This is a genomic window from Sediminihabitans luteus (assembly GCF_002797595.1).
Classification (GTDB): Bacteria; Actinomycetota; Actinomycetes; order Actinomycetales; family Cellulomonadaceae; genus Paraoerskovia; species Paraoerskovia lutea.
Genome location: NZ_PGFE01000007.1, coordinates 74,230 through 97,135 on the forward strand (window position 1 = coordinate 74,230; position 22,906 = coordinate 97,135).

Annotated in this window: 21 protein-coding genes; 6 read left to right on the top strand and 15 right to left on the bottom strand. The window is 74.5% G+C overall.

Translation table 11 applies throughout. The features are described from left to right. Nucleotides 1–19 precede the first annotated feature (19 nt). Nucleotides 20–721: a DsbA family oxidoreductase gene (locus CLV28_RS15030; protein ID WP_100424161.1), complete on the top strand. Its 702-nt coding sequence runs from the start codon at nt 20–22 to the stop codon at nt 719–721. A gap of 185 nt (nt 722–906) precedes the next feature. Here the strand turns inward: CLV28_RS15030 and CLV28_RS15040 are convergent, their stop codons facing one another. The 9 genes from CLV28_RS15040 to CLV28_RS15080 form a co-directional block, all read right to left on the bottom strand. Beyond that, nucleotides 907–1,308, bottom strand: a complete 402-nt coding sequence (locus tag CLV28_RS15040; protein ID WP_100424163.1) for a DUF1304 domain-containing protein — start codon at nt 1,306–1,308, stop codon at nt 907–909. Nucleotides 1,309–1,396: 88 nt separating this feature from the next. Beyond that, nucleotides 1,397–2,248 (bottom strand): aldo/keto reductase, encoded by an 852-nt coding sequence (locus CLV28_RS15045; RefSeq protein ID WP_100424164.1) that lies wholly within the window; start codon nt 2,246–2,248, stop codon nt 1,397–1,399. 119 nt (nt 2,249–2,367) lie between these two features. After that, complete coding sequence (locus tag CLV28_RS15050; protein WP_239073309.1) at nt 2,368–3,369, bottom strand: DNA-3-methyladenine glycosylase family protein; 1,002 nt, start codon at nt 3,367–3,369, stop codon at nt 2,368–2,370. Nucleotides 3,370–3,398: 29 nt separating this feature from the next. Next, nucleotides 3,399–3,848: an ester cyclase gene (locus tag CLV28_RS15055; protein ID WP_100424166.1), complete on the bottom strand. Its 450-nt coding sequence runs from the start codon at nt 3,846–3,848 to the stop codon at nt 3,399–3,401. Between the two features lie 47 nt (nt 3,849–3,895). Continuing rightward, the gene (locus CLV28_RS15060; protein WP_100424167.1) at nt 3,896–4,513 is read right to left on the bottom strand and encodes a ribonuclease H family protein; all 618 of its coding nucleotides are present in this window, start codon (nt 4,511–4,513) and stop codon (nt 3,896–3,898) included. Nucleotides 4,514–4,673: 160 nt separating this feature from the next. Continuing rightward, on the bottom strand, nt 4,674–5,042 hold the full coding sequence (locus tag CLV28_RS15065) for an FKBP-type peptidyl-prolyl cis-trans isomerase (RefSeq protein ID WP_100424168.1): 369 nt from the start codon (nt 5,040–5,042) through the stop codon (nt 4,674–4,676). A gap of 144 nt (nt 5,043–5,186) precedes the next feature. Beyond that, on the bottom strand, nt 5,187–5,900 hold the full coding sequence (locus tag CLV28_RS15070; protein ID WP_100424169.1) for a glycosyltransferase family 2 protein: 714 nt from the start codon (nt 5,898–5,900) through the stop codon (nt 5,187–5,189). Next, nucleotides 5,897–7,279, bottom strand: a complete 1,383-nt coding sequence (locus tag CLV28_RS15075) for a bifunctional PIG-L family deacetylase/class I SAM-dependent methyltransferase (RefSeq protein ID WP_100424170.1) — start codon at nt 7,277–7,279, stop codon at nt 5,897–5,899. Before CLV28_RS15075 ends, CLV28_RS15070 begins: the two co-directional genes overlap by 4 nt. Continuing rightward, nucleotides 7,273–8,322: an acyl-CoA dehydrogenase family protein gene (locus tag CLV28_RS15080; protein ID WP_100424171.1), complete on the bottom strand. Its 1,050-nt coding sequence runs from the start codon at nt 8,320–8,322 to the stop codon at nt 7,273–7,275. Before CLV28_RS15080 ends, CLV28_RS15075 begins: the two co-directional genes overlap by 7 nt. 166 nt (nt 8,323–8,488) lie before the next feature. On the opposite strand from CLV28_RS15080, the gene CLV28_RS15085 reads away from it, so the two are divergent. The 3 genes from CLV28_RS15085 to CLV28_RS15095 all read left to right on the top strand — a co-directional run bounded on the left by CLV28_RS15085 (nt 8,489) and on the right by CLV28_RS15095 (nt 12,952). Continuing rightward, a complete protein-coding gene (locus tag CLV28_RS15085; protein ID WP_100424172.1) occupies nt 8,489–9,694 on the top strand; it encodes a zinc-dependent alcohol dehydrogenase in 1,206 nt (401 codons plus the stop codon). Next, entirely contained in the window at nt 9,691–11,772 is a 2,082-nt protein-coding gene (locus CLV28_RS15090; RefSeq protein ID WP_100424173.1) for a catalase, read from the top strand. The genes CLV28_RS15085 and CLV28_RS15090 overlap by 4 nt, the downstream gene beginning before the upstream one ends. 82 nt (nt 11,773–11,854) lie before the next feature. Further along, entirely contained in the window at nt 11,855–12,952 is a 1,098-nt protein-coding gene (locus CLV28_RS15095; RefSeq protein ID WP_100424174.1) for a VIT1/CCC1 transporter family protein, read from the top strand. A gap of 77 nt (nt 12,953–13,029) precedes the next feature. Here CLV28_RS15095 and CLV28_RS15100 read toward each other — a convergent pair whose 3' ends face one another. After that, nucleotides 13,030–13,530 carry a gluconokinase gene (locus CLV28_RS15100; RefSeq protein ID WP_170062690.1) on the bottom strand — a complete coding sequence of 167 codons (501 nt, stop codon included), beginning with the start codon at nt 13,528–13,530 and terminating at the stop codon, nt 13,030–13,032. Nucleotides 13,531–13,592: 62 nt separating this feature from the next. On the opposite strand from CLV28_RS15100, the gene CLV28_RS15105 reads away from it, so the two are divergent. After that, nucleotides 13,593–15,023: an MFS transporter gene (locus tag CLV28_RS15105; RefSeq protein WP_100424175.1), complete on the top strand. Its 1,431-nt coding sequence runs from the start codon at nt 13,593–13,595 to the stop codon at nt 15,021–15,023. A 156-nt stretch (nt 15,024–15,179) separates the two neighbouring features. After that, the gene (locus CLV28_RS15110; protein ID WP_100424176.1) at nt 15,180–16,664 is read left to right on the top strand and encodes a sugar porter family MFS transporter; all 1,485 of its coding nucleotides are present in this window, start codon (nt 15,180–15,182) and stop codon (nt 16,662–16,664) included. 67 nt (nt 16,665–16,731) lie between these two features. Here CLV28_RS15110 and CLV28_RS15115 read toward each other — a convergent pair whose 3' ends face one another. The 5 genes from CLV28_RS15115 to CLV28_RS15135 all read right to left on the bottom strand — a co-directional run bounded on the left by CLV28_RS15115 (nt 16,732) and on the right by CLV28_RS15135 (nt 22,903). Further along, nucleotides 16,732–17,562 carry an alpha/beta hydrolase gene (locus tag CLV28_RS15115; protein ID WP_100424177.1) on the bottom strand — a complete coding sequence of 277 codons (831 nt, stop codon included), beginning with the start codon at nt 17,560–17,562 and terminating at the stop codon, nt 16,732–16,734. Between the two features lie 108 nt (nt 17,563–17,670). Continuing rightward, nucleotides 17,671–19,113, bottom strand: coding sequence for a flotillin family protein (locus CLV28_RS15120; RefSeq protein WP_100424178.1), 1,443 nt, complete (start codon nt 19,111–19,113; stop codon nt 17,671–17,673). Between the two features lie 114 nt (nt 19,114–19,227). Next, a complete protein-coding gene (locus tag CLV28_RS15125) occupies nt 19,228–19,698 on the bottom strand; it encodes an NfeD family protein (RefSeq protein WP_100424179.1) in 471 nt (156 codons plus the stop codon). Nucleotides 19,699–19,768: 70 nt separating this feature from the next. Then, nucleotides 19,769–21,568, bottom strand: a complete 1,800-nt coding sequence (locus CLV28_RS15130) for a pyruvate dehydrogenase (RefSeq protein WP_239073310.1) — start codon at nt 21,566–21,568, stop codon at nt 19,769–19,771. A gap of 90 nt (nt 21,569–21,658) precedes the next feature. Then, a complete protein-coding gene (locus CLV28_RS15135) occupies nt 21,659–22,903 on the bottom strand; it encodes an MFS transporter (RefSeq protein WP_308440393.1) in 1,245 nt (414 codons plus the stop codon). Between the last annotated feature and the right edge of the window lie 3 nt (nt 22,904–22,906).

The window sequence follows — 22,906 nt, forward strand, 5'->3', positions numbered from 1 at the left end:
GCCGCCCGTTGCCCCAGGCATGAGCATCGACCAGACCGCGACCCCGAGCGCGCAGCAGACCCCCGTGAAGATCGACGTCTGGTCCGACGTCGCGTGCCCCTGGTGCTACGTCGGCAAGCGGCGTCTCGAGACGGCGCTCGCGGACTTCGACGGCCCCGTCGAGATCGAGTACCACTCGTTCGAGCTCTCGCCCGACACGCCCGTCGACTTCGAGGGCACCGCCGCCGACTTCCTCGCCCGGCACAAGGGCATGCCGCTCGCGCAGGTCGAGACGATGCTCGGCCAGATGACCGAGCTCGCCGCGGCCGAGGGCCTCGACTACGACTTCGAGCACGTGCACCAGACCAAGACGCTCAAGGCGCACGAGCTGCTGCACCACGCCAAGGAGCACGGCCGCCAGGGCGAGATGAAGGAGCGCCTGCTCAAGGCGTACTTCGTCGAGGGCAAGCACGTCGGGTACGTCGACACGCTCGTCGAGCTCGCGGCCGAGGTCGGCCTCGACGCGGACGCCGCGCGCGCCGCCCTCGACGCCGGCACCCACGCGGACGACGTCGCCGCGGACATCGCGCAGGCCCGGGCCTTCGGGATCCAGGGCGTGCCGTTCTACGTGCTCGAGAACCGGTACGGGATCTCGGGCGCACAGTCGCCCGACGTGTTCCGCCAGGCGCTCGCGCAGGTCGCGGCCGAGCGGGCCGGGCTCGCCGAGGAGCCGGTCGCATGACAGGCGCGACGGGCACGACCGGGGCGCCGGCGTTCGCGATGCTCGGCGCGCAGGCACCCGTGTGCGTCGACGGCGTGTGCGCGCTCCCGGACCCGGTCGCCACGGACTCGATCGCAGCGGACGCGCCGGAGCACGACGCCTCGAACCGCGACGCCTCGAACCGCGATGCCTCAGCCCGCGAAGCCTCAGCCCACGACGATCAGGACGACCGCCCCGAGCGGTAGCAGCCCCTGCGTGAGAGCGGCCCGCGCGAGCCGCGGGTTGCTCAGCACGAGCACGAGGGCCGCCGCGAGCATCGACCCGACCGCGAGCAGGGCCATGCCCACACCCGCACCTGCCGCGGCTGCGTCGTCCGACGTCGCGAGCAGCACGCCCACGAGCGCGCCGAGCGCGAGGAACAGGTTGTAGAAGCCCTGGTTGAACGCCATGGGGCGCAGCACCTCGGCCTCGTCGGGGGTGCCCACCCCGAACCGGCGGTGCACGTCGGGCCGGCGCCACAGCACCGACTCGAGCGTGAAGATCGCGACGTGCAGCAGGCCGGCGAGCACGACGAGCACGGTCGCGGCGACGGAGAGGTGGTCGAACATCGTCCGATCGTCCCGCCACGCACGACGGCGCGCGACCCGGGAGGGTCGCGCGCCGTCGTCGGTCGGGAGCCCGTGAGGGCCCGGGCCGCTACTTCTTGGGCACCGCGTTCATGGTGTCGGGGTCGGGGCCACGGCGGCCGTCGGCCCGGTCGAGGGCGCCGAGGTCGGCGAGGTCGCCCTCGGTGAGCTCGAAGTCGAACAGCGCGAAGTTCTCGCGCACGCGCTCGGGCGTGGACGACTTCGGGAACACGACGTCGCCGCGCTCGACGTGCCAGCGCAGCACGACCTGCGCGGGCGTGCGGCCGTGCGCCTCGGCGATGCGGACGACCGTCGGGTCGTCGAGCACCGCGCCCTGCGCGATCGGGGACCACGCCTCGGTCACGATCCCGTGCTCCGCGTTGAACGCGCGCACGTCGTTCTGCGCGAAGTACGGGTGCACCTCGATCTGGTTCACGGCCGGCACCACGGTGCCGGACTCGTGGATCTTGCGCAGGTGGTGCGGCTGGAAGTTCGAGACGCCGATCGCCCGGGCCTTGCCCTGACGGTAGATCTCCTCCATGGCGCGCCACGTCTCGGTGTAGTCGCCGACGTCGGGCAGCGGCCAGTGGATCAGGAACAGGTCGACGTGCTCGAACTCGAGCTCCTCGAGCGTGCCGTCGATCGCGGCGAGCGCGTCGTCGTACGCGTGGAACCCGTTGTTGAGCTTCGACGTCACGAACACGTCGGAGCGCTCGAGGCCCGAGGCGCGCACGGCCTCGCCGACGCCCGCCTCGTTGCCGTACATCTCGGCGGTGTCGATGTGCCGGTAGCCGGCCTCGAGGGCCGTGAGCGTCGCGGCACGCGTCTCGTCCGGCGGGATCTGGAAGACGCCGAACCCGAGCTGCGGGATCTGGACGCCGTTGTTGAGCATGATGCTGGGGACGGTCGTGTCCGTGGGCATGCACACACCTCCTGTGTCTGACTGCGGTGATTCCACCGTCGCACCGGGGAACGCTGCTCGCACGCCACGGGGGCGCTGTTCGCGGTCCGCGTGAGCGGGAATGCCCGCGAGGTCCGCGGTCAGTGCCGCCGGTGGTCCTGGATCGCGAGGCGCGGGCCGCGCCGGGGCCGTTCGTGCCGCCCCGCGAGCTCGAGCAGCCGCACGACGCGCTGCCGGTGCCCCGCGTAGGGCGCGAGCAGCTCGAGCATGCGCGCGTCGGCCGTGGTCAACGCCCCGGGGGCGTGCTCCTCGCGGGGCACGTGCTCGCCCGCGAGCGCCCACACCACGGCGTAGGCGAGGTGGTAGTCGCCCACGGAGACGGCGTCGGGGTCGCCGAGCGCGCGGCGGGCGACCTCGGCGCTGGTCCATGCGCCGACGCCGGGCAGGGCCTGGAGCCGGGCGTGCGCCTCGGGCAGGGGCAGGGTCGCGGCGGACTCGACGGCGCGGGCGCGGCGTGCGGCCTCGCGCAGCACGCGCGCCCGGCCGGGGTCGACGCCGGCGCGGTGCCAGTCCCAGGTGGGGATCGTGGCCCAGCCCTCGGCGTCGGGCAGGACGCGCAGGCCCGCGGGGACGGGGTAGCCCGCGGGGACGGGGTGGGCGGCGGACTCGGGGTGAACGGTGGTGTCGGACGCCGCGTGCCCGGGTCCGGGGACGATCTCGCCGTGGTGGTCGAGCAGCCAGGCCCACGAGCGGAACGCGACGACGGACTGCACGCGCTGGTCGAGCACGGCGCCGGCGAGGGCTTCGAGGACCCGACCGGTGCGCGGGATCCGGACCCCGGGGTGGCGGCGGTACGTGTCGCGCAGGGTCGCGGGCGGCTCGAAGCCCTCGGGGTCGTCGTGCTCGCCGAGCAGGTCGGGCAGGGTCGTGGCGGCGTCGTGCGCGCCGGGACCCCACAGGCGCGCGACGACGTCGTGCGGCCCGGTCTGCTCGAGCCGGTACGTCACGGGGCCGGCGGGCGTGCGGCTCGTGCGCCAGACCGCGCCGTCGGGGGTGCGGCGGTGCGCGGGGTCGTACGGCCCGCGGGCCAGGGGCGCGAGGGTGCGGTGCAGGTCGAGCGGGCGTCGCGACGTGAGCGGCACGACCAGTGCGTCGGCGGACCGGTCGGGCGTCACGGCAGGGCGGGCCGGGCCCCGGCGGCGCGGGCGGCGTCGAGCTGCGCGGTGATGCCGGCGCGGTCGATCTGGATCCAGTACTCGACGATCGCGCCGTCGGCGACGCGGTACGTGCAGCTCGCGACCTCGACCACGGGCTCGCCCGTGGGTGCGTGCCCGTCGACCTCGCCGACGTGCCGCCCGTGCTGGGTCCAGCGCACGTACACCTTGTCGCCCGCGGCGAGCACCTCGTCGACGTCGAGCGTGAACGGACCCCAGGCCGCGAGCATCTCGGCGACGTGCTCGGCGTACTGCGCGGGGGTGCGCTCGACCGTGGTGGGGTTCTCGGCCTGCACCTGGTGCGCCTGCACGCGCGGTGCCATGAACTCGGCGGCCCGTGCGGGCTCGCGCCCGGACCGCACGACGGCGAAGAACTCGCGGACGACCTGCTCGGGGGTGGGAGTCATGCCCTCATCCTCTCGCGCCGGTCGACTCGCGCCGGTCCGGTCGCGGGTCAGTCCCAGAGCGTGCCGTTGGACCACGCCGGCTCGGGTGCGCGCACGGGCGCTGCCGCGGGGGCGGCGTCCGGCACGGGCGAACCTGTCGCGGGGGTGCCGGCGCGGGCGGCGCGCGGGCGGCGCGAGGTCGCGCCCGCGACGACGGGCGACGCCTCGCCGAGCACGGCCTCGATGTCGCCGCGGCCCGCGGCCCAGTCCTGCGCGGCGAGGCCGGCGAGCTGGTCGGCGCGCTCGTTGAACGTGTTGCCCACGTGCCCGCGGACCCACCGGAACCGCACGGGCCCCTCGCGGTCGCTGATGGCGCGGTCGATCGACTGGACGAGCTCGAGGTTCTTGACGGGGCTGCCGCTCGCGGTCTTCCACCCCTTGCGGCGCCAGCCCTCGAGCCACTCGGACGCGCACTTGATGGCGTACTGGGAGTCGGACTCGATCATGAGGGGCTCGGCGCCGGGGTGGGCGCGGACGGCCTCGAGCAGGGCGGTGAGCTCGGCGATCTGGTTGGTGCCGGACGCGGCGCCGCCCGAGTCGAAGGTGCCGTCGTGGTTGATCCAGGCCCAGCCGGTCGCGCCACCGGGGTTGCGCAGGCAGGAGCCGTCGGTGCTGACAGTGATCACGTGCGACCTCGCGAGTCCGTAAGTGTTCCCGGGCGCCCGTCGGAGACGTTCGCCTGGCTCATTGTGCCCGACGGCCCTGACAACTCGTGAACCGCCGCAAGGCGACGGGCCCGGTCGGTCAGCGCCTGACCAGCCGGGCCCGTCGGGGCGTGCGGGACGGTCAGCGCGTTCCGAGCAGGTCGATCACGAACACGAGGGTCCTGCCCGAGAGGCGGTGACCCGCACCGGCGGGGCCGTACGCGAGCGCAGGCGGGCACACGAGCTTGCGGCGCCCACCGACCTTCATGCCGGGCACGCCCTGCTGCCAGCCCGGGATCAGACGGGGCAGGGGGAACTCGATGGGCTCGCCGCGGCTCCACGAGGAGTCGAACTCCTCGCCGGAGTCGTACTCGACGCCCATGTAGTGGATCTTGACGGTCGCGCCGGGCTGCGCCTCGTCGCCGTCGCCGACGGTGATGTCGACGATCTGGAGCTCCTCGGGCGCGGGGCCGTCGGGCGGGTCGATCTCGGGAGGGGTCAGGTTGGTCATGCGCCGATCCAACCACGCGGGCGCCCGACCTGCCGGGACGTGCGGTCGCCCGCGCCGCCGAGCACGGGCTGGGGCACCCTCGCGCGGCGACGTGGAGTGCCTGATCGCGTGCTCGGGCGCGCCTGATCGCGTGCTCGCGACCGCTCAGGTCGCGAGGCGCTCGAGGTCCTCGCGCAGGTACCGCGCGTACCCGCCCGGGGTGCGGCCCACGAGCCGCGCCGAGGTCAGGACCCACGCGTCGGCGGTGGGCACGACGCGCGCTCCGAGCCGGCGCGCGGCCTCGACCAGCGCGACGTCCTCGTGCTCGGGCACGGGCGGGTAGCCGCCCGCGGCGAGGTGGACGTCGGCCCGCACGCCCAGGTTCGCGCCGTGCACGTGCCCGTTGGCGACGCCCGGCACGTACCGGCGCAGCCACGCGCGGGCGCGACCTTCGCTCAGCGCGGCGAGGTCCGGGCGCACGCCGCCGACGACGACGTCCGCGCCGTCGTCCGCGAGGTCGAGGTGGTGGGTGACCCAGTCGGGCGGCACCACGGAGTCGGCGTCGGTCGAGGCGATCCAGACCTGCGCGGCGGGGGCGTCGAGCAGCCCGAGCGCGTGCCGCGTGCCCGCGGTCCGCGCGAGGCCCACGGTGCGCGCGGTGATCTCGACGCGCTCGACGTCGGGCGGCACCGCCCGGGCGCTCGCGTCGGTGCAGTCGTCGAGCACGACCACCGTGACGACGTCGAGCCACGGCCGCGTCGCTCGCGCCTGGTCGACGCTCGCGCGCAGCGCCGCGAGGCACGCGGGCAGCAGCTCCTCCTCGTCGTGCACGGGCACGACGACGGCGACGGCCTCGACGCGTGGCCGGGCGGGCGTCACAGCAGACCCTCGGCGCGTGCGACCGAGACCGCGGGCGCGGGGACGAGGACGTCGAGCAGGAAGTCCTCCTCGACGTGCCGGGCCAGCAGCGCGAGCCGGTCGTGCGCCCGCAGCGCGCGGTGCACCGCGTCGCCCGTCGTGGGGTACTCGCGGACCGGGTGGCGCCAGTGGCACGCGACGAGCACGCCGTCGTCGGCGAGCGACGCGACCGCACGGTCGACGCCCCGCGCGAGGTCGTGCGCGTCCCAGTAGTAGCCGACCTCGGAGAGCACGACGAGGTCGAACCGACCCTCGGGCCAGTCCGCGGGGGTCGCGTGCTTCTCGAGCCGGACGCGCTCGCCCAGGCGGGCGCGCGCGGCCGCGAGCGGCGCGTCGGTGATGTCGACACCGAGCAGGGAGTCGCACCGCTCCGCGAGCCGCGCGGTCAGCACGCCCGTCGAGCACCCCACCTCGAGGCCGCGCCCGAACCGCGCGCGCGGCAGGACGGCGAGCGTGAGGTCGCGCTTGCGCTCCTCGTACCAGCGGGTCTCGAACCCCCAGGGGTCGGCACGCCTGGCGTAGAACCGGTCGAAGAACTCCTGCGGCAGGGAGGCCGCGGGTCCGGGCGTGACGTCGGGGGCGTCGTCCGCCACGAAGAGCTCGACGTCGCGCGCGAAGTGCTCGAGCATCCCGGCGTGCAGCACGGGCTCGTCGCCGGGGCGGTCCGAGAGCGGCTCGACCTGCGTGCGGTGCGCGGCGAGCGCGCGGCGCTTCAGGTCGGCCTCCTCGACGCCGAGGCGCAGCGCGAGCAGCCGGTCCCAGGGCAGGTCGTCGCCGTGGGGGTCGGCCCAGTGCCACGCCCACACGGGGTACTCGACGAGCCGTGCGTCCACGCGCAGCGCGACCGCCGCGGCCGCGACCTCGCCGAGCACGCGGTGGTCGCGGTGGCCGTCGCCCCGCCAGGGCGCGGCGACGAGCACCGGCCCGTCGAGCGCGTCGAGCACCGCGTCCACGTGCTGCGCGAGCGCGGCGCGGTGCTCGCGCAGCCCACCGTCGGGCAGCCCGAGCAGGTGCAGCGTGGCGCCCGGCGCGACGATCCCGGTCGCCTCGACGAGCTCGAGCCGGCGCGCGAGCGCGATCTCGCGTGCCGTCGACGTGCCGGACGTCGGGTGGGAGCCCTCGCCGTCGGACGCGACCACGACGGCCGTGGGCACGCCCGTGCCGGCGGCGCGCGCGAGCAGTCCGCCCGCGCCGAGCGTCTCGTCGTCGGGGTGCGCGGCGAGCACGACGACGTGCCGCACGTCGTCGTCGAGGGTCCAGGGCGTCGCCCGGTCGCGCAGGCCTGCGGCCTCCCACTCGGCCTCGGGCGTGCCCGGGTCGCGGTGGTCGAAGCTCACCACGGCGCGCTCCCGTGCTCGAGCAGGTGGCGGCCGTGGTTCGCGGCGTCCCGTTCGGCGTGGTGCTGGCGCACGTACAGCTCGAGGTCGGCGCAGCGTCGGGCGTGGGCCTCGTCGGTCGTGAGCGGCCCCGGTCCGAGCGACCGGGCGGACCGTGCGAGGACGTCCTGGACGACGTCGGCCGCGACGGCCCGCGCTCGCCGCGCCGTGGCGCCGTCAGCCGTCCCGGCGTCGACCTCGGCGGCGGCGCGCGCGAGAACTGTGCGCGCCGCGTGCAGCCCGGTGTCGACCGCGCCCAGGTGCGCGAGCGCGACCTGGTCGGGCTCGCGCGCGGTCGCGGCGGCGAACATCGTGCGGGCGACGCCCACGGCGCCGCCCCACCAGCAGGCCGCGACGCCGATCCCGCCCCACGCGAACCCCGGACGGCGCAGGTACCAACCGGCGTCGCCGACCGGGACGGCGAGGGCGTCGTCGAACGCCACGGGTGCGCTGACGACCTGCCGCAGCCCGCGCGGGTGCCACGGGCCGTCGGCGGCGCGCACCGCGTCGGTGCGCAGGTCGACCGCGAAGAGCCGCCGCCCGTCCGGGGTCCACGCCGTGACGAGGGCGTGCGACAGCGTGGCCGCGAGCGAGCACCACGGCTTGGTGCCGGTGAGCCGCCATGCGCCGTCGGCGGCCGTGGCCTCGAGACGCACGCCCGGCCCCTCGGCCGCGTACACGCCCCACGTGCTCGTCGCGTCCGCGCCGACCCGGTCGAGGTCGACGTCGAGCCCGGCGTCGTCCGCCTGCGCGAGCACCGCGAGCGCGTCGAGGTGCGGCTCGACCATGCGGGCCGCACCGACGTCGGTCGCGGCGAGCGTCGCCAGCAGGCCCCACAGCTCGGCGGTGCGCCCGGTGCCGGGCAGGGGGGCGCGGGCGCCGAGCCGTGCGGCGAGCGCGACCGCGTCGCCGGGCTCGGGGGAGATCGACTCGTGCGCGAGGAGCGACGCGGCGGCGTGGTCGTCGTCGACGCCGGCCCAGGCCGGCGGGCGTGCGGAATCTGTCATGGTGCGTCTCCGGCGGGCGTCGGGCCGGGCGCGGTTCTCGACCCGGGCGAGGCGAGTGTGGCACTGGCGTACCGCACTCGCACGCGCTCGGCGCGGGAGCGCTCCCGGGCTGCGAGCGGGCGCGGGCGTGCGCACGATGCGAGCCCGACGAGACGAGGAGCGCACCATGCGAGCACTCACGTGGCAGGGCCACGAGGACGTCCGGGTCGAGGACGTCCCCGACCCGTCGATCGTGGAACCGACCGACGCGATCGTCCGGATCACCTCGACCGCCGTGTGCGGGTCCGACCTGCACCTGTACGGCGTCATGGGCGCGTTCGTCGAGCCGGGCGACGTGCTCGGGCACGAGCCCATGGGCGTGGTCGAGGAGGTCGGGGCGGACGTGACGAACCTGCGCCCGGGCGACCGCGTGGTCGTGCCGTTCAACATCTCCTGCGGCGCGTGCTGGATGTGTCGGCGCGGCCTGCAGAGCCAGTGCGAGACCACGCAGACGCGCTCGCAGGGCACCGGCGCGGCGCTCTTCGGCTACACGACCCTGTACGGGCAGGTCGCGGGCGGCCAGGCCGAGCTGCTGCGCGTGCCGCACGCCGGGTACGGGCCCGTCGTCGTGCCGGACGACGGCGAGCCCGACGAGCGGTACCTGTACCTCTCGGACGTCGTCCCCACCGCGTGGCAGGCCGTCGAGTACGCGGACGTCCCGCCCGACGGCACGGTGCTCGTGCTGGGTCTCGGGCCCATCGGCCAGATGGCGGCACGCGTCGCACGCCACCGCGGCGCCGCCCGCGTGATCGCGGTCGACGGCGTCGCGGAGCGGCTCGCGATGGCACGGCGTCACGGTGCCGAGGTGATCGACGCGAGCGTGGTCGACGACGTGGGTGCGGCGGTGCGCGAGCTCACCGAGGGCCGGGGGCCGGACTCCGTGATCGACGCGGTCGGCATGGAGGCGCACGGCTCGCCCGTCGCGCAGGCCGTCCAGCGCGGGGCGGCGCACCTGCCCGGCGCGGTCGGCCGCCCGATGACGCGCGCGGCCGGCGTGGACCGGCTGGCGGCCCTGCGCACCGCGATCGACGCGGTGCGTCGTGGCGGGACCGTGTCGGTCGCCGGGGTGTACGGCGGTGCGGTGGACCCGCTGCCGATGATGCAGATGTTCGACAAGCAGCTCACGTTCCGCATGGGGCAGGCCAACGTGCGCCGGTGGATCGACGACGTGCTGCCCCTCGTCTCGGACGCCGCGGACCCGCTCGGCGTGCTGGACCTGCGCACGCACCGCATGGCGCTCGAGGACGCCCCGCGCGCCTACGAGATGTTCCAGAAGAAGCAGGACGGCTGCATCAAGGTCGTCCTCGACCCGTCACTCGAGGAGGCATCATGACCACCGACGACACCACCCGCCCCGGCCCGACGGGCGCCCCGCAGCGGCCCGCGGACGCCGCCGCGCAGCAGGGCGGGCGGCTGACCACCGCGCAGGGGCTCCGCCTCGACGAGACCGAGCACTCGCTCAAGGCCGGACCGCGCGGCCCGTCGCTGCTCGAGGACCACCACCTGCGCGAGAAGATCACGCACTTCGACCACGAGCGCATCCCCGAGCGCGTCGTGCACGCGCGCGGCGCCGGCGCCTACGGCACGTTCCGCTCGTACGGCACGGCCGCGTCCGTGACCAAGGCCCGGTTCCTCGCGACCGAGGGCGCCGAGACCGAGGTGTTCGTGCGGTTCTCGACCGTGCTGGGATCGCGCGGCTCGGCGGACACCGCGCGCGACGTCCGCGGCTTCGCGACCAAGTTCTACACCGACGAGGGCAACTTTGACCTGGTCGGCAACGACATGCCCGTGTTCTTCATCCAGGACGCGATCAAGTTCCCCGACCTGATCCACGCGGGCAAGCCCGAGCCGGACCGCGAGATCCCGCAGGCGCAGAGCGCGCACGACACCTTCTGGGACTTCGCGTCGCTGCACACCGAGTCGACGCACATGCTCCTGTGGGTCATGTCCGACCGCGGCATCCCGCGCAGCTACCGCACGGTCGAGGGCTTCGGCGTGCACACGTTCCGACTCGAGGCGGCGGACGGCTCGACGTCGCTCGTGAAGTTCCACTGGAAGCCCGTGCTGGGCGTGCACTCGCTCGTGTGGGAGGAGGCGCAGCTCGCCGGCGGCGCCGACCCCGACTTCCACCGTCGCGACCTCGCCGACGCCATCACGGCGGGCGCGTACCCCGAGTGGGAGCTCGGGCTGCAGGTCATGCCCGACACCCCCGACGAGACCTTCGAGGGCATCGACCTGCTCGACCCGACCAAGATCGTCCCGGAGGAGCTGTGCCCCGTGCAGCCCGTGGGCCGGATGACCCTCCACACGCTGCCCGAGAACTACTTCGCCGAGACCGAGCAGGTCGCGTTCCACGTCGCCAACCTCGTCCCGGGGATCCACGTGACGAACGACCCGCTCATGCAGGGCCGCCTGTTCTCGTACCTCGACACGCAGATCACGCGCCTGGGCGGCCCGAACTTCGCCCAGCTGCCCGTCAACCGGCCGCACGTTCCGGTCGACGACATGCAGCGCGACGGGATGCACCAGACCGCGGTGCACCGCGGGGTCGCGCCCTACCAGCCGAACTCGCTGGGCGGCGGGTGCCCCGTCGCCTCGGGCGCCCAGGGCTACGTGAGCGTCCCGACGCCGGTCGAGGGGACCAAGGTCCGGGAGGCGCCCGCGTCGTTCGCCGACCACTACTCGCAAGCGACGCTGTTCTGGGAGTCCATGACGCCCGTCGAGCAGGCCCACGTCGTGGGCGGGTTCACGTTCGAGCTCGGCAAGGTGTTCGAGGCCGCGATCGTCGAGCGCATGGTCGGCAACCTCGTGCGCGTGCACCCCGACCTCGCGGCCCGCGTCGCGCGCGGGCTCGGCATCGACGTCCCCGACCTTCCGGCCGCCGAGCACGGCAGCGCGGACGGGGTGACCCCGTCGCCGGCGCTGTCCCAGGTCCCCCGCGAGCCGGGCCGCGTCGACGGCCGCGTCGTCGGCGTGATCGCGGACGACGGTGCCGACCTCGCGGGGATCGCCGCCCTGCGCGCCGCGCTCGACGAGCACGGCGTGGTGCTGCGCGTCGTCGCGTCGCACGGCGGCACGCTGCGCACGCAGGGAGCCGAGCCCGTGACGGTCGACCGGGCGCTCGTGACGACCCGCTCGATCGAGTACGACGCGGTCGTCGTCGCGGACGGCGCCGCCGGCACCCCGGTCGCGGGCGACCCCGCCACCGCGGTCCTTCTCGCGGAGGCGTTCCGGCACGGCAAGGCGCTCGCGGCCTGGGGCGACGGGGCCGACGTGCTCGGTGCGGCGGTCGACGCCGACGCCCCCGGCGTCGACCTGGTCGACGACGTCGACGCGGTCGTGGGACCGCTGCTCCAGGGTCTCGGGATGCACCGCTCGTGGGAGCGGCTCGCCGCGATCGCCGGCGTCTGAGGACGCCGGGCCCCGGACGTCCGGACGTACGAGTTGGGCGGTCCGAACCCCGTCCGGGGCCCGTCGTCGGCATCATGGTGGGGTGACGACCCCACCCGAGCCTGCGCCGTCCGAGCGCGCCCGCACGCCCCGCGACGTCCGACGCTGGCGCGGACACCTCGCCGACGAGCGGGCCGAGGCCGCGGCGTACCGCGACCTCGCGCGCCGGCGCACGGGCGAGGAGCGCGAGATCCTCCTCGCGCTCGCCGAGGCCGAGCGCCGCCACGAGCAGCACTGGCTCGACCTGCTGGGCGACGACGCCGGGGCCCCGCTGCGCGGCGACTGGCGCACCCGGTCGCTGGGCTGGCTCGCGCGGCGGTTCGGCGGGGTGTTCGTGCTCGCGCTCGCCCAGCGCGCCGAGGCCCGCTCGGAGTACGACGACGACGTGGACGCGACCGCCGCGATGGCCGCGGACGAGCGCATCCACGAGGAGGTCGTGCGCGGGCTCGCGACGCGCGGGCGCAACCGGATGTCGGGCACGTTCCGCGCGGCCGTGTTCGGCGCGAACGACGGACTGGTCTCGAACCTCGCGCTCGTGCTGGGCATCGGCGCGACGGGCGCGTCGACCACGACCGTGCTGCTCTCGGGCGTGACCGGCCTGCTCGCGGGCGCGCTGTCGATGGGGGCGGGGGAGTACGTGTCGGTGCGCTCGCAGCGCGAGCTGCTCGAGGCGTCGAGCCCGAGCCCGCTCGCGTCGGCCGCGCTGCCCGACCTCGACGTCGAGGCGAACGAGCTCGCCCTGGTCTACCGGGCCCGCGGCATGAGCGCCCCCGACGCCGAGGCGCACGCCGCCGAGGTGCTCGCGACCTACACGTCCGCGACCGAGATCGCCCCCGCGCTGACCGCCGAGGAGACCGAGACGCACGGCACCGCGTGGGGCGCGGCCTGGTCGAGCTTCTGCTTCTTCGCCTCGGGCGCGATCATCCCCGTGCTGCCGTACCTGCTCGGCCTCGAGGGCATGACGGCGGTGCTGACCTCGGCGTTGCTCGTCGGGATCGCGCTGCTGGTCACGGGCGCCACGGTCGGCCTGCTGTCCGGGACGCCGCCCGTGAGCCGCGCGCTGCGCCAGCTCGCGATCGGCTGGGGCGCCGCGGCCGTGACGTACGCGCTGGGCCTGGTCTTCGACGTCACCGTGACGTAGCGGTCGGTGCGCCCGGCTGTCGGTACACCCGGCCGTCGGTACACCCGGCGGCGTTCGCCTGTCGGACGTCGCCCAGCTCAGCGCCCCAGGATCGCGGCGACGATCTGCGGCGGGGTCGCGGCGACGTCGAGCCGCACCCCGTCCTCGTCGGCCTCGAGCGGGTCGAGGGTCGCGAGCTGCGAGTCGAGCAGCGACGCGGGCATGAAGTGGTCGGTGCGCGCGCCGATCCGTGCGGCGAGGAGCTCGCGCGTGCCGTCGAGGTGCACGAACCGCACGGTGCCGGCGGCCTCGCGCAGCACGTCCCGGTAGGCGCGGCGCAGCGCCGAGCAGGTGACGACCGTGCGGACCCCGGCCGCGTGCTGCGCGCTCATCCAGTCGCGCAGCGCGGCGAGCCACGGGGCGCGGTCGGCGTCGGTCAGGGCGACGCCCGCGCGCATCGCCGCGACGTTCGCGGCGGGGTGGAAGTCGTCGGCCTCGGCGTAGGTGCGGCCGGTGCGTTCGACGACGAGCCGGGCGACCGTCGTCTTGCCGGAGCCGGCGACGCCCATGAGCACGAGGTGGTCGGGGGTGGTGAGCATCTCCCCTGGATAGCACGCCGACGCGCACGCGCGGTGGGAGCGCTCGCCTATCGTGGACGTCCGTGCCCCTCCTCCCGCGCGGCCTGCTGGTCGACACGACGCCCCTGCGCGTCTCGCCGGCGTACCGGCGGCTGTGGTGGAGCCTGGGCCTGTCGAACCTCGGGACGCAGCTCACGGTCGTCGCGGTGGGCCTGCAGGTCTACGCGATCACGGGCTCGTCGCTCGCGGTCGGGGTGCTGGGGATCTTCGCCCTCGTGCCCCTGGTGCTGCTCGGCCTGTACGGCGGGGCGCTCGTCGACCTGTACGACCGCCGCCGTGTCGCGCTCGTCTCCGCGTTCGTGCTGTGGGGCGTCACGGGCCTCGTCGCCGCGCAGGCGTGGCTCCACCTCGACTCGGTCGGGGTGCTCTACGGGCTCGTCGCGGTGCAGTCGGCCGCGTCGGCGGTGCACAACCCGGCGCGGCAGGCCATCGTCCCGCGCCTGCTCGAGCCCCGGCTCATCCCGGCCGCGAACGCCCTGAGCACGCTCACCTGGAACGTCGCCCTGACCGTCGGGCCGCTCGCCGCGGCCGCGCTCATCGCGGTCTGGGACTACGCCGAGGCGTACACGATCGACGCGGTGCTGTTCACCGCGGCCCTGTGGGCCGTGTGGAAGCTGCCCGCGCTGCCGCCCGAGCCGGCAGACCCGCAGCCCGCAGACCCCCAGCCCGCCGACCCCCAGCCCGCCGACCCGCAGCCCGCGGACCCGCAGCCCGCCGACTCCGGACGGCCCGCACCCCCCGCGACCGCGGTGCCGGCGTCCGACACGGGGGGCAAGCCCCGGCCCCGCCGCCCGAGCGGCCTCGCCTCGGTGGTCGACGGGCTGCGCTACCTCGGTACGCAGCGCAACGTGCGCACGACGTTCGTGGTCGACCTGGTCGCGATGGTTCTCGCGATGCCGCGCGTGCTGTTCCCGGCCGCGGGCGTGCTGTACCTCGGCGGCGGTGAGGTCACCACGGGCGTGCTGACCGCGGGCATCGCGATCGGCGGCATCGCGGCCGGGCTGTTCTCGGGCGGGCTCTCGCGCGTGCGCTGGCAGGGCCGGATCATCGTGTGGGCCATCACTGCGTGGGGCCTGAGCGTCGCGCTGTTCGGGGGCGTGCTCGTCACGGCCGGGCGGACGACGCCGGACTCGGTGCTGGGCGTCGCCCTGACCTTCGCGTTCCTGGCCCTTGTCGTGGCCGGTGCGTCGGACGCGATCAGCGCGGTGTTCCGCCAGACGATCCTGCAGACCGCGACGCCGGACGCGATGCGCGGGCGGCTCCAGGGCGTGTTCACGGTCGTCGTCGCGGGCGGCCCGCGCCTGGGCGACGTGGCGCTCGGGGCGGGCGCGAGCAGGGTCGGCGAGGGCTGGGCGGCCGTGATCGGCGGCCTGCTGTGCGTCGTCGTGCTGTGGTTCGTGGTGCGCCGCACGCCGCGGTTCTGGGCCTACGACTCGCACCACCCGGAGCCGTAGCCCGAGGCACCGATGGCGCCCGCTCGCCAGCGGGGAGCGTCCCCGGTGCCCGTCGCGACCGTCACACGTCCTCCACCGGGCGGGCGCATCACCGCGCCGATACTGTGCCAATGAACGGGCGCCGCGGCCGGCGCCCCCGGACTCAGGGAGGCACCGGTGAGCGACTCACCAGGAAAGCCCGCACCGATCGCGGACTCACGGCTCAACCGCCGCGTCATCGGCATCAGCGTCGGAGCAGCGCTCGGAGGGTTCCTCTTCGGGTTCGACTCGTCGGTCATCAACGGTGCCGTCGACTCGATCCGCGACGAGTTCGGCCTCGACAACGACACGTTCGCCGGGTTCGTCGTGGCCGCGGCGCTGCTCGGCTGCGCGGTCGGCGCCTGGTTCGCCGGCGGCCTCGCGAACAAGTACGGGCGCATCCGCGTCATGGTCATCGCCGCGATCCTGTTCTTCATCTCCGCGTTCGGCTCCGGCTTCGCGTTCGGCGTGTGGGACCTCGTCGCCTGGCGCATCATCGGTGGCCTCGCCATCGGTGCCGCGTCGGTCATCGCCCCCGCGTACATCGCCGAGGTGTCACCCTCGAAGTTCCGCGGTCGACTCGGCTCGCTCCAGCAGCTCGCGATCGTGCTCGGCATCTTCGCCGCACTGTTGTCCGACCAGCTCCTGCAGCAATCTGCCGGCGGTGCGTCCGAGGACCTCTGGTTCGGGCAGGAGGCGTGGCGCTGGATGTTCATCGTCGCCGCCGTCCCCGCGCTGATCTACGGGTTCGCCGCGCTCAAGCTGCCCGAGTCGCCCCGCTACCTCGTCGGCAAGGGACGTGACGACGAGGCCGCCAAGGTGCTGCGCGAATTCTCCGGCGAGCACGACGTCCAGCACAAGATCGACGACATCAAGGCGACGATCAACACCGAGGAGCAGCAGTCGCTCCGCGACCTCAAGGGGTCGGCGCTCGGCCTCAAGCCGATCGTCTGGACCGGCATCCTGCTCTCGGTGTTCCAGCAGTTCGTCGGGATCAACGTGATCTTCTACTACTCGACGACCCTCTGGCAGTCCGTCGGGTTCGACGCGAGCGACGCGTTCCTCACCTCGACCATCACGTCGGTCACGAACATCGTCGTCACGATCGTCGCGATCCTGCTCGTCGACAAGATCGGCCGACGGCGCCTCCTGCTCATCGGTTCGACGGGCATGTTCATCTCCCTCGGCCTCATGGCCGTCGCGTTCTCCAACGCCAGCGGTTCGGGCGACAGCGTCTCGTTCAGCGGCTCCTGGGACACGGTCGCCGTGGTCGGTGCCAACGCGTTCGTCGTGTTCTTCGGCGCCACCTGGGGCCCGGTCGTGTGGGTCCTGCTCGGCGAGATGTTCCCCAACAAGATCCGCGCCTCGGCGCTCGCGGTCGCCGCGGCCGCGCAGTGGATCGCGAACTTCGCCATCACCATGTCGTTCCCGGTCTTCGCGGACATCGGGCTCACGTTCGCCTACGGCTTCTACGCCGTGATGGCTCTGCTGTCGCTGCTCTTCGTGTACTTCCGGGTGCCGGAGACCAAGGGCATGGAACTCGAGGCCATGGACTCCGACGCGAAGGTCAAGCGCGGGCACTTCGTGGCCGAGACGATGGGCGAGGCGGCCGGGAAGGCCTGACCGCCCGCCGTCCGACACGAACGCCCCTCCCGGCCCGGCCGGGAGGGGCGTTCGTGCGTGCGGCCCCTCAGAACGTCCGGGCGAACGCCTCGACCGTGGCGGACGACGCGTGCCCGGCCGGGTCGTGGTTGAGGTACCCGTGCCCGGCGTCGGCGACGTGCAGCCGCGCCTCGACGCCGTCCGCGACGGCCCGCGCCACGAGGTCCTCGGCCGAGGTGCGCAGGTCGTCGAGCAGCGCGGCGTGCACGAGCATCGGCGGCATCCCGGTCAGGTCGCGACCGTCGACGCTCAGGTACGGCGCGGGGTCGACGCCGTTCGCGTACGTGCCGAACATGCTCGCCATGCGCTCGTCGTCGAACCGGCTCACCGGGTCGGGGCCCTGCGCGGGCGGCGCGAGCGACGGGTCGCGGCGCAGCACACGGTGCGCCGCGGGGTACGCCAGCAGCAGGCGGGCGGGCAGCGGCAGCCCGTCGTCGAGCAGGGAGAGCGTCGCCCCGAGGACGACGCACGCGCCCGCGCTGGCACCGCCCGCGGCCACCGTGGCCGGGTCGGCGCCCCAGCCGGCGGCCTGCGCCCGCGTCCACGCGAGGACGTCGCGCAGCTGGGTGTGCGGCACCGGGTAGCCGCGCCCGTCGCCCGCGAGCTCGTAGTCGACCGCGACGACCACGACCCCGGCCTGCGCGGCGATGCCCCGGGCGAGCGCGTCCGACTCGGGCATGTCGAGGCCGCCGTGCACGAACCCGCCGCCGTGCGCCCACACGAGCACGCCCGGTGGTGCGCCCGCGGGCTCGGGGACGTAGACGCGCACCGGGACGTCGACGACGGACGGGACCGTCGCCTCGTGGGTGCGGACGGTCGGACGGTCGGTCGGGGGGATGGCCGGAGCCTCGTCGCTCATGCGCCGACCCTACCGACGTCGGGGCGGGGGCAGTGCGCCCCCGCCCCGTGCGTGCCGGCCGGGCCGCCGTGCCGGCCGTGCCGCCGTGCCGTTCGCGCCCGCCGTGCGTCAGTTGAGCGAGTCGGTGCTCCGCCCGCCCGCGAGGTTCGCGATGAGCTGGTTGATGTCGACGCCCGTGAGCTGCTTGACGACCTCCTGGCCCTCGCCCAGCACCGCGGCGACGTTCTTCGTGATCGCGCTTGCGCCGTCGGTCGAGACGACGGTCATGCCCTGGATCGACGCGATCGGCTCGGCGGCCGCACGCACGATCTCGGGCAGCCGCTCGATGAGCTCCTGCACGAGCGCCGCCTCGCCGTACTTCTTGAGCGCCTCGGCCTTGGCGTCGGTCGCGTGCGCCTCGGCGAGGCCCTCGGCCTCGATCGCGGCCGCGCGGGCCTCACCCTCGGCGCGGATACCCGCCGCGTGCGCGACCTGACGGTCGCGCTCGGCCTCGCCCGCACGGCGCACGGCCTCGGCGGACGCCTCCGCGTCCTGGATCGCGGCCGTCTTGTTCGCCTGCGCGATCGTCGTGCGCTTGAACGCCTCGGCCTCGGTCGCCGCGTTGGCGGCGTCACGGGCGGCGTTGGCCGCCTGCACCTTCGCGTACGCGTCGGCCTCGGCGGGCTTGCGCACCTCGATGTCGAGCTTCTCCTGCGTCACGCGCGCGACCTCGGCGAGCGCCTCACGCTCCTGCTCGGCCACGAGGCGCTCCTGCTCGGCGCGCGCGAGCTGGCCCGCTGCCTGCGCCTCGGCGTTCGCGCGGTCCGTCTCCGCCTTGATCACGGCACGCTTGAGGTCGAGGGCCTTCTGGCGCTCGGCGATCTGCTCGGCCGCGTCGATCGCGGCGAACTCGGACGCGCGCTGCGCCTCGGCCTCGGAGACCTCGGCGACCTGGCGCGCGCGGGCCGCCTCGGCGCGCCCGAGGTTCGCGAGGTAGTCGGAGCCGGGCGTCGAGATGTCGGAGATGTTGAGCAGGTCGACCTGGAGGCCCTGCTCCGAGAGGTCGGTCTTGGTCGAGGCGACCACGCGGTCCGAGAGGCCCTTGCGGTCCGAGATGATCTGCTCGATCGTCATGTCGCCCACGATCGAGCGCAGCGAACCCTCGAGCGACTCCTTGATGATCTCGGTCAGGGTGCCCTGCTGGGACAGGAACCGTTGGGCCGCGCGCCGCACGCCCTCCTCGTCGCCGCGCACCTTGAAGTTGATCGACGCCTTGATCGCGATCTTGATGCGGTTGCGGTCGACGCCCTCGACCGTGATGCCGATCTGCCGCTGCTCGAGCGAGATCGAGAACCCCTGCTGCAGGATCGGCCACACGAACGCACGGCCGCCCGTGACGACGCGCTGCCCCGCGGCGTCCGTGTCCTTGGCGCCCGCGCCGCGGCCGACGATGATGAGCGCCTCGTTCGGCGGGACGCGCCGGATCCGGTGCGCGACGAACGCGATCAGGCAGACGAGGACGACGACGATCGCGGCGCTCGCGATCACTCCGACGGTGGTGGTGTCGTTCATGGTTGACGCGCCCGCGGCGCGGCTCCTTCCGGTGGGTGGCGCCCGACGGCGCCCGTGCGGGCGCCCCGTGCACCGGGGGAGGCGACGGCCCCTGCGACCGCCGCCCGGGGTGGGTCAGTCGTTCGGGAAGTGCCGTCGCACGCGCACACGCGTGCCCGACTGCTCGAGGACGACGACGCGCGCGCCCTCGGGGATCGGCTCGTCGGCCCAGGCCATGCGGCGCTCGAGCTCGTGCGCGGCGTCGAGCGAGACCTCGCCGCTCGCGTCCGCGATGTCGGACGTCGCGACGCCCTGCACGCCCACGAGCGACGGCGCCGGGGCGTCCTGGGTCGCGTGCAGGCGCATCGTGAGGCGCTGCACGAGCAGCACCACGAGCAGCGCGACGGCCGCAGACCCGACCCAGGCGAGCCACGCGGGCAGGTCGTTGACCGTGACCACGGCACCCACGGCGCCGAACACGGTCGCACCCGCGCCGAGCGCGGTGCCGGAGAGCAGACCGTCACCGATGTCGACGATCTCGCCGAGCAGCACGGACACCAGGAGCAGGACGAGGCCGACCGCCCCGACGACGACGAAGACTGTCACGGGGTGGACAGTAGCGGTCCGCCGGGCCCCGCGACAGGGTGTCCACAGGGGAGTTCTCCCCGGTCGTCAGCTACGGCCGGGGGACGTTGCGCAGGTTCGACCGGGCCATCGACACGGCCTCGCCCATCCCGTTGCCGAGCACCTCCTTGGTCAGGGCCGCGGCGAACCCGCGCACCTGCCCGGCGGTGATGTTCGGCGGGATCGACAGCGCGCGCGGGTCGGTCACGACGTCGACGAGCGCGGGGCCGGGCGCCGCGAGGGCGGCCTCGAGCGCCTCGCGCACGTCCTTCGGGTCGGTCACGCGCTGCGACCGGATCCCGAGCGCGGCCGCGACGGCCGCGTAGTCGACCGCGGGGGAGTCGGTGCCGAACGAGGGCAAGCCGTCGACGAGCATCTCGAGGCGCACCATGCCGAGGCTCGCGTTGTTGAACAGCACGACGGTCACGGGCAGGTCGTAGTGCCGGGCGGTGATGAGCTCGCCGAGCAGCATGGACAGCCCGCCGTCGCCCGCCATCGCGACGACCTGACGGTCGGAGCCTGCGGTGCGGGCCGCGAAGGCCGCGCCGATCGCGTGCGGCAGGGCGTTCGCCATCGACCCGTGCAGGAACGACCCGATCATGCGGCGTCGACCGTTGGGCGAGATGTACCGGGCGCCCCACACGTTGCACATGCCGGTGTCGACCGTGAACACGGCGTCGGGGCCAGCGACCTGGTCGAGCTGGTCGGCGACGAACTCGGGGTGGATGGGGACGGCCTTCTCCACCTTCTTGGTGTAGGCGCCGACGACGCCCGACAGGGCCTTGCGGTGCTTGGTGACCATCGTGTCGAGGAACTTCCGGGACCGCTTCTCCGCGACCTGCGGCAGCAGGAGCCGCAGCGTCTCGCCCACGTCGCCGACCACGGCGACGTCGAGGCGCGTGCGCCGGCCCAGGCGCGAGGGCTCGACGTCGACCTGAGCGGTGGTGACGTCGTCCGGCAGGAACTGCGGGTACGGGAAGTCGGTGCCGAGCAGCAGGAGCAGGTCCGCGTCGTGCATCGCGTCGAACGCGGCGCCGTAGCCCAGCAGGCCCGACATCCCCACGTCGAACGGGTTGTCGTACTGGATCCACTCCTTGCCACGCAGGGAGTGGCCCACGGGCGCGGCGATCTTGTCGGCGAGCTCGAGCACCTCGTCGCGCGCGTGCCGCACGCCCGCGCCCGCGAAGATCGTGATCTTCTCGGCCGCGTCGATCGCCTCGGCGAGCCGGCGCACCGCGTCCGGGTCGGGGACGACGCGCGGCCGGGCCGGGGGCAGCGCGACGTCGCGGACGGCGCGGGGTGCGTCCAGGTCGGCGACGTCGCCCGGGATGGTCAGCACCGAGACGCCGGGGCCCGCGAACGCGTGGTGGATCGCGGAGCTGATGACGCGCGGCGCCTGCTCGGCCGACGAGATCATCTCGGAGTACACCGAGCACTCGGTGAACAGGCGGTCCGGGTGGGTCTCCTGGAAGAACCCGGTGCCGATCTGGGCGCTCGGGATGTGGCTCGCGATCGCGAGCACCGGGACGCGCGAGCGGTTCGCGTCGTACAGGCCGTTGATGAGGTGCAGGTTGCCCGGCCCGCACGACCCCGCGCACACGGCGAGGCCGCCCGAGACCTCGGCCTCGGCCGCCGCGGCGAACGCCGCCGACTCCTCGTGCCGCACGTGCACCCACTCGATGCCGCCGCCGTCGACCGCCGAGCGGCGCACCGCGTCGACGACCGGGTTGAGGCTGTCGCCGACGATCCCGTAGATCCGGGTGACCCCGGCCTCGACGAGCTGGGCGACGAGCAGGTCGGCGACCGTGCGGTTGCGCGAGTCCTGGGGCGGGCGACCGATTCCGAACGGCACGGGGACCTCCTGCGGTAGACGGTCCCTCCACTGTGCGCCGGGACGGGCGGTCTCGCAGTCGGGCGCCGGGTGAGGCCCGCCACGTACCCGTCACGCCGTGGTGGTGGTGATCTCCTCGCGCGAGCGGTCGCGGCGCAGGCTGCGCACCGCGAGGAGAGTCACGACGACCGCGAGCGCGGCCCCGCCCATGACGACCTCGAACCCGCCGTGCGCCCCGACGGCGTCGACGCGCGACCCGGCGAGCGAGGCCCCGACCGAGACGCCGAGACCGAGCGCGGTCGAGACCCACGTGAGGCCCTCGGTGAGCTGGGCGGGGCGCACGAGGGACTGCACGAGGGCGTTGCCGTTGATGAGGGTCGGCGCGATGGCGAACCCGGTGACGAACATGACGGCGGCGAGCACCCCGGTCGAGTCGACCAGGAAGAACAGCGACGCCCCGGCGCCGAGCAGCAGCATGCCGATCACGAACCTCTTCCACAGGGCCATGACCCAGTGGCGTGCGCCGTAGAACAGGCCGGAGAGCAGCGACCCGAACGCGAAGGTCGCGAGCAGCAGGCCCGCGAGCCCGGGGGCGCCCTTCTCGTCGGTGAACGCGATGGTCGACACGTCGGTCGCGCCGAACACGACGCCCATGCCGACGAACGCGAGCACGAGCACGAGCATGCCGGGCTCGCGCATCGCGGTGCGGTGCCTGGTCCCGGGCTCGTGCACGACGACGGGTGGCTCGGTCGCCCGCTGGGACACGAACCACAGCCCGCCGACGACCGCGGCGACGAGCGGCACGAGGAGCCCGGCGGACGGCGTCACGGTCGTCGCGAGCAGCGTGACCACGGCGGGGCCGACGACGAACACGGCCTCGTCGAGCGCGGACTCGAGCGAGTAGGCGGTGTGCACGAGCTTGGGGTCGCTCAGCGCGTGGGACCAGCGTGCGCGGACCATCGACCCGTAGGAGACGGACGACGCGCCGGCGAGGATCGCGAACACGTACAGCAGCGGTTCGGGTCCGTGCGTCACGCCCGTCGTGATGAGCCCGCCGAGGCCGACGGCCGCGGTGAAGACGAGCGGCAGGGTCGTGCGGCGCTGACCGATCCGGTCGACGAGTCGCGCGACCTGCGGCGAGACGACGGCCTGCGCGACGATCAGGGTCGCCGAGACGCGGCCCGCGAGCGCGTACGACTCGTAGACGGCCTCGACGAGCAGGATCGTGCCGATCCCGAGCATCGACATCGGGAGGCGGGCGAGCACCGCGGCGGCGGAGAACCGCGCGGCCCCCGGCGTCCGCAGGACGACGGCGTACGGGTTGGGTCGACGCGATCGCCCGGTTTTCTGCACCACCGT